At 64.9% G+C, this 7,660-nt stretch carries 7 protein-coding genes and 2 pseudogenes; 3 read left to right on the top strand and 6 right to left on the bottom strand.

The features are described 5' to 3' along the window. The 5 genes and pseudogenes from AC2VOG_RS12885 to AC2VOG_RS12865 form a co-directional block, all read right to left on the bottom strand. Positions 1–404, bottom strand: a pseudogene (locus AC2VOG_RS12885) (hydroxylase); the annotation flags it as partial. A 92-nt stretch (positions 405–496) separates the two neighbouring features. Then, on the bottom strand, positions 497–1,948 hold the full coding sequence (locus tag AC2VOG_RS12880; RefSeq protein WP_486940288.1) for a PE-PPE domain-containing protein: 1,452 nt from the start codon (positions 1,946–1,948) through the stop codon (positions 497–499). A gap of 298 nt (positions 1,949–2,246) precedes the next feature. Next, positions 2,247–2,849 carry a TetR/AcrR family transcriptional regulator gene (locus AC2VOG_RS12875; RefSeq protein WP_486940287.1) on the bottom strand — a complete coding sequence of 201 codons (603 nt, stop codon included), beginning with the start codon at positions 2,847–2,849 and terminating at the stop codon, positions 2,247–2,249. A gap of 189 nt (positions 2,850–3,038) precedes the next feature. Next, positions 3,039–3,872 carry an SDR family oxidoreductase gene (locus tag AC2VOG_RS12870; RefSeq protein ID WP_486940286.1) on the bottom strand — a complete coding sequence of 278 codons (834 nt, stop codon included), beginning with the start codon at positions 3,870–3,872 and terminating at the stop codon, positions 3,039–3,041. A 224-nt stretch (positions 3,873–4,096) separates the two neighbouring features. Then, positions 4,097–4,996, bottom strand: a complete 900-nt coding sequence (locus AC2VOG_RS12865) for an enoyl-CoA hydratase (RefSeq protein WP_486940285.1) — start codon at positions 4,994–4,996, stop codon at positions 4,097–4,099. A gap of 133 nt (positions 4,997–5,129) precedes the next feature. Here AC2VOG_RS12865 and AC2VOG_RS12860 point away from each other — a divergent pair, with 133 nt between their 5' ends. The 3 genes from AC2VOG_RS12860 to AC2VOG_RS12850 are packed head-to-tail and all read left to right on the top strand — an operon-like array spanning position 5,130 to position 7,380. Continuing rightward, entirely contained in the window at positions 5,130–5,294 is a 165-nt protein-coding gene (locus AC2VOG_RS12860; protein WP_486940284.1) for a hypothetical protein, read from the top strand. Then, positions 5,295–6,770 (top strand): alpha,alpha-trehalose-phosphate synthase (UDP-forming), encoded by a 1,476-nt coding sequence (locus tag AC2VOG_RS12855; protein WP_486940283.1) that lies wholly within the window; start codon positions 5,295–5,297, stop codon positions 6,768–6,770. 40 nt (positions 6,771–6,810) lie between these two features. After that, positions 6,811–7,380, top strand: coding sequence for a hypothetical protein (locus AC2VOG_RS12850; RefSeq protein WP_486940282.1), 570 nt, complete (start codon positions 6,811–6,813; stop codon positions 7,378–7,380). Between the two features lie 16 nt (positions 7,381–7,396). On the opposite strand, the pseudogene AC2VOG_RS12845 reads toward AC2VOG_RS12850, so the two are convergent. Continuing rightward, a pseudogene (locus AC2VOG_RS12845) lies at positions 7,397–7,660 on the bottom strand (mammalian cell entry protein); the annotation flags it as partial.

The raw sequence follows: 7,660 nt of genomic DNA, 5'->3' as shown, positions 1-7,660 counted from the left end.
CTGAACTGCCAGCGGCCGTTGAAGACGTAGCCGCCGTCGACCGGGACGGCGAGGCCGGTGGGCGCATATGGGGAGGCCATCCAGGTGTTGTCGTCGGCGCCCCACACCTCCTCGCGGACCTTCGGGTCGGCGAAGGCCAACTGCCACGGGTGCACGCCCACTACGCCGCAGACCCAGCCCGCGGCGCCGTCGAGGGCGGCCACCGCCATCACAGTCTCCGCGAATTCCCTTGGGTGCGATTCGAATCCGCCGTACTGCCTGGGTTGCAGCAGCTTGATCGGGCCGGCCGCTTTGAGCAACTTGGCGGTGTCGTCGGGCATCCGGCCGAGGCGTTCGGCCTCCTCGCCCTGGGCCCGCAGCTGGTCGGCGATGTCGGCGATGTTGTCGATTACCTGTCGGGCCATGATGTCGTCCTGTCTTAGGCAGCGACTTCTCATGGTGGACCGGATTTACGCTTTCGGCGCTACCCCGTCCCGGTCAGTGGACAGGTTGCGGGTCAGAACGTCAGGCCGGACAACTCGGTGCCGATGGTCGAGAACTGGTCTAGCACAGCGAAGAGCTCGAAGCCTGCTGCCAGCTGGAGCAGGTAGGTGTCGCTGGCGATGGGCTGGCCGATGGCTTCGAGAAGGTTGCCGGACTGCAGCCCCTCGGTGAAGAGGGTGACGTCATAGGCCGGCAAGCTGGTGAGCAGCGTGTTGATGACGTCGGCGGTGGGCAGCAGGGTCGCATAGGCCGTCGAGGTGACACTTGAGAACGTGTTGACCAGGTTGGTCAGGTCAGCGACGATGCCGGCGGGCGTCAGCGCGGACAGCGTGTCGGTCGACGCTGTGGTGCTCGTCGTGGGATCCAGCAGCGCGGTCAACGACACCGGGTTGGGTCCCGAGCCGTTGAAATCGCCGATGAAATTCTCGATACCCTGCTGAGTTCCCGACGCCAACAGAGCAGGCACTTTCTCCAAATCACTCACGCTGGGGAACAGCCCGAATTCGGTCGGAACGTTCGCCGGACCCTGCGACCAACCGTAGTCGGGGTTGCCGTAGCCCAGGTTGACCAGCACCTCGAGGTCGGGCTGCAGCAGGTCAGCCAGCGGGTTGCCGATTACCGGTATCTCCCGGATGGGATCCAGCAGCGGTAGGTCCGCGGTGGGAATCATGTAGTAGGTCGTCATCGTGTCGCCCACCGTCGGCAGCGCGATCGCGTCGCCGCCGGCGGTCGTCGGCGTGACCTGCGCGGTCGTGAGCGTCGAATAGGTGGGATGCACATATTGGATGCCGGCGATGGAGTTGAGGTCGCAGACGAAGTCGATCGGGTACTTGCAGACGTCGGCGAAGCCGTCGTATTCCTGAGTGAAGATGGTGGTCGGGTACAGATCGGAGGGGGTCGCGCCGTTGAACGTGATGCCGAGGCTGGGTAGCGACAGCCCCGCCAGGCGTTCGAACAGGCCCCCGTCGGGATTGTTGGGGTCACCGGTCAGCACGAAAGAAACGTCGGAACTGGGAACGTTCTGCGCCGCCAGCTCGGTCATCGTCATCCCGGATATCGTCGAGCTCTGCGAAGCGCCTTTGATGACGACATCGTTGCCGTTGGCGACTTCTGAGGTGATCGTGTTGTAGAGGATCTGGGTGCCCTGAGCTTCCGAGGTGTCCAGCGGCAAGCTCTTCACCCCGGTGTAGAGCCCGTAATTGCCCTCAGGCGTATAGAGCGGCTCGGGCGTGTAACCCGGGTAGAGCGGCTTGACGAAAAGATCGAAATTGGTCTGAACGTCGCTGGTCGATGGTATCGGCGTTCCGCTGCCACCAATGATGTAGGCGATGTCGTCCACCAGTCGGACGTCGCGCGTCTGCACGTTGGGCGACGGGGCCACCGGAGTTACCGCGATGCAGGCCGCGCTCAGAACGGCGATCACTGCGGAGAATGAGGTGACTATCGGACGAAGCGCTCGCTGCATGCCGTGTCCTTATCGATGTCGGTCGGCCAAGCGCGGTTCATTCGACGGCGTACGGCACCGCCGCGACCGCGCTTTCCTGCGGACAGATGCCTAACCCACCGGCGTTCGGCGTTGCCGTCGGGGTGCAGGTGAGAAAATCATTAGAACACGGCCTCTTATTCTAAGCAATAGCGCCTTTCGGAATGATCCCGCGGCCGTGCCGCGACGCCCACGCATCCCGGATCAGCGCCGATGCTTGGCTATATTTCGAGCTTTTCGAGCTGGTACGACTTGGTGTCCGCGCGATGGTCGAACATTCTCAGGGACGGTCAGCAGATACCCGGTGCTCGAGCAGCCCGGCATGTACCAGCGAGGCAAAGCCGATCAACTCAGCGATCAGGTCGCCGATATCGGCCTCCTGGGTGGCCGTGCCGTGTAACCAGCTGGCCACTATCTCGAAGAGCCCGCCGGCAGTCCCGATCGCCAGCGCATGTGTCTCGATCCCGTGGCCGCGCGCTCGCCCTGCGGTCAGGTGGTAGCGGCACCAGAGGTCCTCGAAAAAAGACGCGACCCAACGGCGATTCTCGCGGCGCTGGCGCTCGACTTCGAAGGAGATGCCGCCTACGTCGCGGAAGGCCACGATCGCGACGCGGGGGTCGTCGACGACCGCGTGGGCGAACGTTGTCAGCAGCAGCCGGACCGCTTCTGTGAGGTCCTCGCCAGACAACTGCTCCGCCGTCTGCACCACCTGCCGCTTGATCCGTTCGCTGATCTCGTGCAGCAGCGCCACATAGCAGTCTTCTTTGCCGCTGAATAGTTCATAGAAGGCTTTATTACCGACGTAAGCCGCCTGGCAGATTTGCTCGATCGAGGTGTTGATGTATCCCTTGCTGGCAAACAGCTCCAAGGCAGCGGACAGCAACTGCTCAAGGCGCTTGGCCCGACGCTGATCCGGGTCCAGGCCGCGAATGGTGCGCGCGCCGCCGGCCGGCCGCGAAATGGACGCGGAAGCCTCGTTGCGAGCAACTTCTCGAGGTCTGCTCATGGCTGAAGAGCATAACTTTTCACAGCCGGTTCCTTGCGTGGCGAGCGCAGCGGCACAGCTCGGCCGTCAGACGACTCCGCGCAGACCGTCGGCGCCGAACGCCGGCTCGAGCATCGCGGTGAAGTCCGGGCCGCGGCGCAGCAGGTGCCCGCCGTCGACGTTGATGCACTGGCCCGTGACCCAACCGGCGGCGTCGCTGAGAAGGAACATCGCCATATTGGCGATGTCTTCGGCCTCACCGACCCGCGGCAACGGCGTACAGGCCGCGTAGTCCTCGGACAGTTCCGGAGAGTCGATGATCGGCGCGACCATGTCGGTGCGGATCAGACCCGGCCGGATGCTGTTGACCCGCACCCAGGACGGGCCGAGTTCGTCGGCGGCCAGCTGCATCAGGTGGTCCAGACCGGCCTTGGTGACGCCGTAGGCGCCGAACCAGCGGTGGGTGTTGCTGGACGCGATTGAGGAGATGCCGACGAACGACCCGCCGCCCCCGCGCACCATCTCTCGGGCGCAGTGTTTGAGGACGTACATGGTTCCGTTGATGTTGAGGTCGACAGTGCGTCGCCATGCGTCGGAGTCCATCTGGGTGATCGGGCCGATCGTCAGCGATCCGCCGGCGCAGTGCACCGCGCCGTGCAACCGGCCGTGCCACGCCGTCGCGGCCTCGACGGCGCGGGTGACCTCGTCTTCGTTGGTGACGTCAGCGGGTTCGTAGCGGATCGCGCCGACGCCCGCGGTGGCCGCATCGATTTCCTCGGCGGCCGCCGCCAGCCGATCGGCGTTGCGGCCGACGATCATCACCGACGCCCCGGAGCCAACCAGGCCGGCGGCCACGCCTTTGCCGATCCCGCTGCCGCCACCGGTGACCAGGTACGTCCGGTCTTCAAACGAAAGCCGCATGCCCACTCCTTCGCGCCAGAAAACTGAAACACGTTCTAGTCATAGAACCACAGCAGGCTCGGCCAATTCCGGGGACCCGATCTGCCCGCCTCTGAGCGAATCGACCCGCTGCAGAATCGGAATTCGCGCGGAGGCGGGCACAGCGAACACCCCCGCGGCTATGGCTATGGCTATGGCTATGGCTATGGCTACGGCTACGGCTACGGCTACGGCTACGGCTACGGCTATGGAGTGTCTTTGCGGGCGATATTCGTCGACTTCGCCTGGCGCCAATCCTCGACATCGGGCGGCAGCCCGACCGGATACCGGTTCTCGTTGTGTGCGGCCCAGTGCGCATGGCCCAACTCGTGGATGTGGAACGCGTGCCGCAACGCCTCAGTGAAGCCCATCGCGTCGGAGGCGGCGTTCACCGAGTCCTTGATCAGCAGCGCGGCCATCGTGGGCCGCTCGGCGATCCGACGGGCGAATTCCAAGGTCTTGTCGGCCAATTCGTCGACCGGAAAGACTTTGGACACCATGCCCAGCCGGTACGCCTCGTCAGCGTCCAGCGAATCACCGGTCAGCAGAAGCTCTTTCGCCTTGCGAGGGCCGAATTCCCAAGGGTGGGCATAATATTCGACACCGGGCATGCCCAGCCGAACACCCACCACGTCACTGAACTTCGCGTTGTCGGCGGCGACGATCAGGTCGCATGCCCAGATCAGCATCAGCCCGGCCGAAATCGCGTTGCCGTTTACCTGGGCGATCGTGATCTTGCGCAGATCACGCCAGCGGCAGGTGTTCTGGAAGTAGTAGTGCCACTCCTGCAAGTAGGTCTTCTCCATGATGGCCGCACGGGTGGCGCCGTTGATCCGGAAGCTCGGCAGCTGCGCGTCTCCGGGAGCCCGCTCCGCCAGCGCCAACTCCGAGCCGAGGTCGTGGCCGGCGGAGAAATTCTTACCGCGGGCGGCCAGGATCACCACCCGGACGCCATCGTCAGCCTCGGCACGCAAGAATGCCTCGTCAAGCTGGACAAGCAATCCCCGGCTCTGCGCGTTGTGCGCCTCAGGCCGGTTCAACCAGATCCGCGCGATGCGGCCCTCATCGAGAGTTTCGTAAGCCACCAACTCGTCGGCGTCTGACATCGGGCTACCTCATTCGCACAGAGTTCCAGTGAACGGCTATCGGAGTTACACATTACGACGCTACCGTAACGCTTCATCCAGGGGGTTGCGGCTGCCCGTGCGGCTGATCGCGCACGTCGCCTACAGTTATGTTATGTCCGCCAAATCAGACAGCCATGAAATCGACGAAGTCGAGCCGTTGCCCGATGACACGGCCAGCCAGGCCAGGCGCGTGGTAGCGGCCTATGCCAACGACGCCGAAGAGTGCCGGATGTTCCTGTCGATGCTTGGTATTGGGCCCGCGAAGATCGAGGTGTAAGTGCCCCCCGCAGGCAAGGTCACGACAAGCCCTGCCGCCGGGGTGTCCGACTTCGTCGTGGTCGCCAATCGGCTGCCGATCGACATGGAGCGGTTGCCCGATGGCACCGTCACCTGGAAACGCAGTCCAGGCGGATTGGTCACCGCGCTGGAGCCCCTGCTGCGCCGCCGCCGCGGCGCATGGATCGGCTGGCCCGGAGTCGTCGACGACGACGTCGACGTCCAGGACGAACCCATCGTCGAAGAGGACCTCCGGCTACACCCGGTGCGGCTGTCGGCCGATGACGTCGAGGAGTACTACGAGGGTTTCTCCAACGCCTCGCTGTGGCCGCTGTACCACGACGTCATCGTCAAGCCGATCTACCACCGGGAATGGTGGGACCGCTACGTCGACGTCAATCGCCGCTTCGCCGAGGCGACCGCGCGCGCGGCGGCCAAGGGAGCCGTCGTCTGGGTGCAGGACTATCAGCTGCAACTGGTACCCAAGATGCTGCGCGAGCTGCGACCGGACCTGACGATCGGGTTTTTCCTGCATATACCGTTCCCGCCGGTCGAACTGTTCATGCAGATGCCGTGGCGAACCGAGATCGTCGAGGGGCTGCTGGGCGCCGACCTGGTGGGCTTCCATCTGGCCGGCGGGGCGCAGAACTTCCTCATCCTGGCTCGGCGCCTGACCGGCGCGAGCACTTCGCGCGGTTCGGTCGGGGTGCGCACACGATTGGGTGAGGTGCAGCTCGGCGACCGCATCGTCCGGGTGGGCGCGTTCCCGATCTCCATCGACTCCGCCGAACTCGACCGGAAGGGCCGCGACCGCAACATCCGACGGCGGGCCAAGGAGATTCGGGCCGAGCTCGGCAACCCCCGCAGGATCCTGCTCGGCGTCGACCGGCTGGACTACACCAAGGGCATCGACGTGCGGCTCAAGGCGCTCGGCGAATTGCTCGCCGAGGGGCGCGTCAAGGGCGACGACACGGTGCTGATCCAGCTCGCCACGCCCAGCCGCGAACGGGTGGAGAGCTATCAGAGGCTGCGCGAGGGCATCGAGCGGCAGGTCGGGCACATCAACGGCGAATATAGCGAGGTCGGCCACGCGGTGGTGCACTACCTGCATCGCCCGGTCCCCCGCGACGAGCTCATCGCGTTCTTTGTGGCCAGTGACGTCATGGTGGTCACCCCCTTGCGCGACGGGATGAATCTGGTGGCCAAGGAGTACGTCGCGTGCCGCAGCGACCTGGGTGGCGCGCTGGTGCTGAGCGAATTCACCGGCGCCGCAGCCGAACTCACGCAGGCCTACCTAGTCAATCCGCACGACCTCGAGGGCGTCAAGGATGCGATCGAGGCGGCGATCAACCAGCCCGCGGATGAGGGACGGCGCCGGATGCGGGCGCTGCGGCGTCAGGTACTCGTCCACGACGTCGACCGGTGGGCCCGGTCATTCCTCGATGCGCTGGCCGCCGGTCATTCGCTAAACGGCTGATTTCGCGGCACGGCCGTTGGCGCACTGCGATACTGGAGGCATGGCGATCCTCTCCCGCGGCATGACCGCCGCTGTGGCCATGACGCTCGTCGGTGTGGGCACAGCGATGCCGGCGAAGGCGCTCGGTCCCCCGCCGGACGGCATGTACACCTTCACCGAAGCGGGTGTGCCCGCGGCGACCTGGAAGATCGCGGCGCTCTGCGATGCGCCGTCGCGGCAACGGGCCATCCCGGATTTCACCGACCCGGTGATCGCCGCGGACCTCTGCGCGCTGAACGTCAGCAGTTTCACGGCCCGGGCACCGGTGAGCCGGGCCGCGAAGATGGCGAATTACTCTGGCCGAGCCCGCTTGGCCAGCGACCGGTGGACCTTTGAGATCGGCAAGCCCAATGGCGTGGTGTGCCCTGACGGCACCTACGGGCCGACGACCGACACCTACGCCTTCGACGACGTCTCGCTCACCGGAACACACACCAGCATTCACAGCGACGTCTGCGGCCTACAGCCCGGGATGACGAAGACGCCGTTCACGTTGGCCTTCGTAGGGCCGTTGCCCAGTCCGGTCGATCGTTACCCGTTGGACTGCAACGATATCGGGCAATGCCGCTGAGTAACTCGTTGCGGAGTTAGATCGGCTGAATGTAGTTGATCAGCCACTTGCCGTCGACCCGCTGATAGTCCACCCGCAGCCGGCTGCCCTCGTAGATCGGCTGCTTCGACTTGTCGGTCACGGTGCGATTCATGAAAACCATCACCGACCCAGAGTTTCGGTTGGCGACCATGATTCCCGTACCCGCGATACTGACCTGGCTGACGACTTCCCGCTTGCGTGCCTCCGGAATGATCCCCGCGTTGGCCTGTTTCTTGAATTCTTCGCGGTACGCCGGCGT

The sequence above is a fragment of the Mycobacterium sp. TH-M11 genome (assembly GCF_057473725.1).
Note: the sequence above shows the minus strand (reverse complement) of the source record. Positions and strands in the feature narration are given on the sequence as shown.

Excerpts from the sequence above, each read along its gene's own strand:
- AC2VOG_RS12865 (WP_486940285.1), bottom strand. The coding sequence starts at position 4,996 with ATGTCAGACGCCGACGAGTTGGTGGCTTACGAAACTCTCGATGAGGGC.
- AC2VOG_RS12870 (WP_486940286.1), bottom strand. The coding sequence starts at position 3,872 with ATGCGGCTTTCGTTTGAAGACCGGACGTACCTGGTCACCGGTGGCGGC.
- AC2VOG_RS12850 (WP_486940282.1), top strand. The coding sequence starts at position 6,811 with ATGGCGATCCTCTCCCGCGGCATGACCGCCGCTGTGGCCATGACGCTC.
- AC2VOG_RS12880 (WP_486940288.1), bottom strand. The coding sequence starts at position 1,948 with ATGCAGCGAGCGCTTCGTCCGATAGTCACCTCATTCTCCGCAGTGATC.
- AC2VOG_RS12860 (WP_486940284.1), top strand. The coding sequence starts at position 5,130 with ATGTCCGCCAAATCAGACAGCCATGAAATCGACGAAGTCGAGCCGTTG.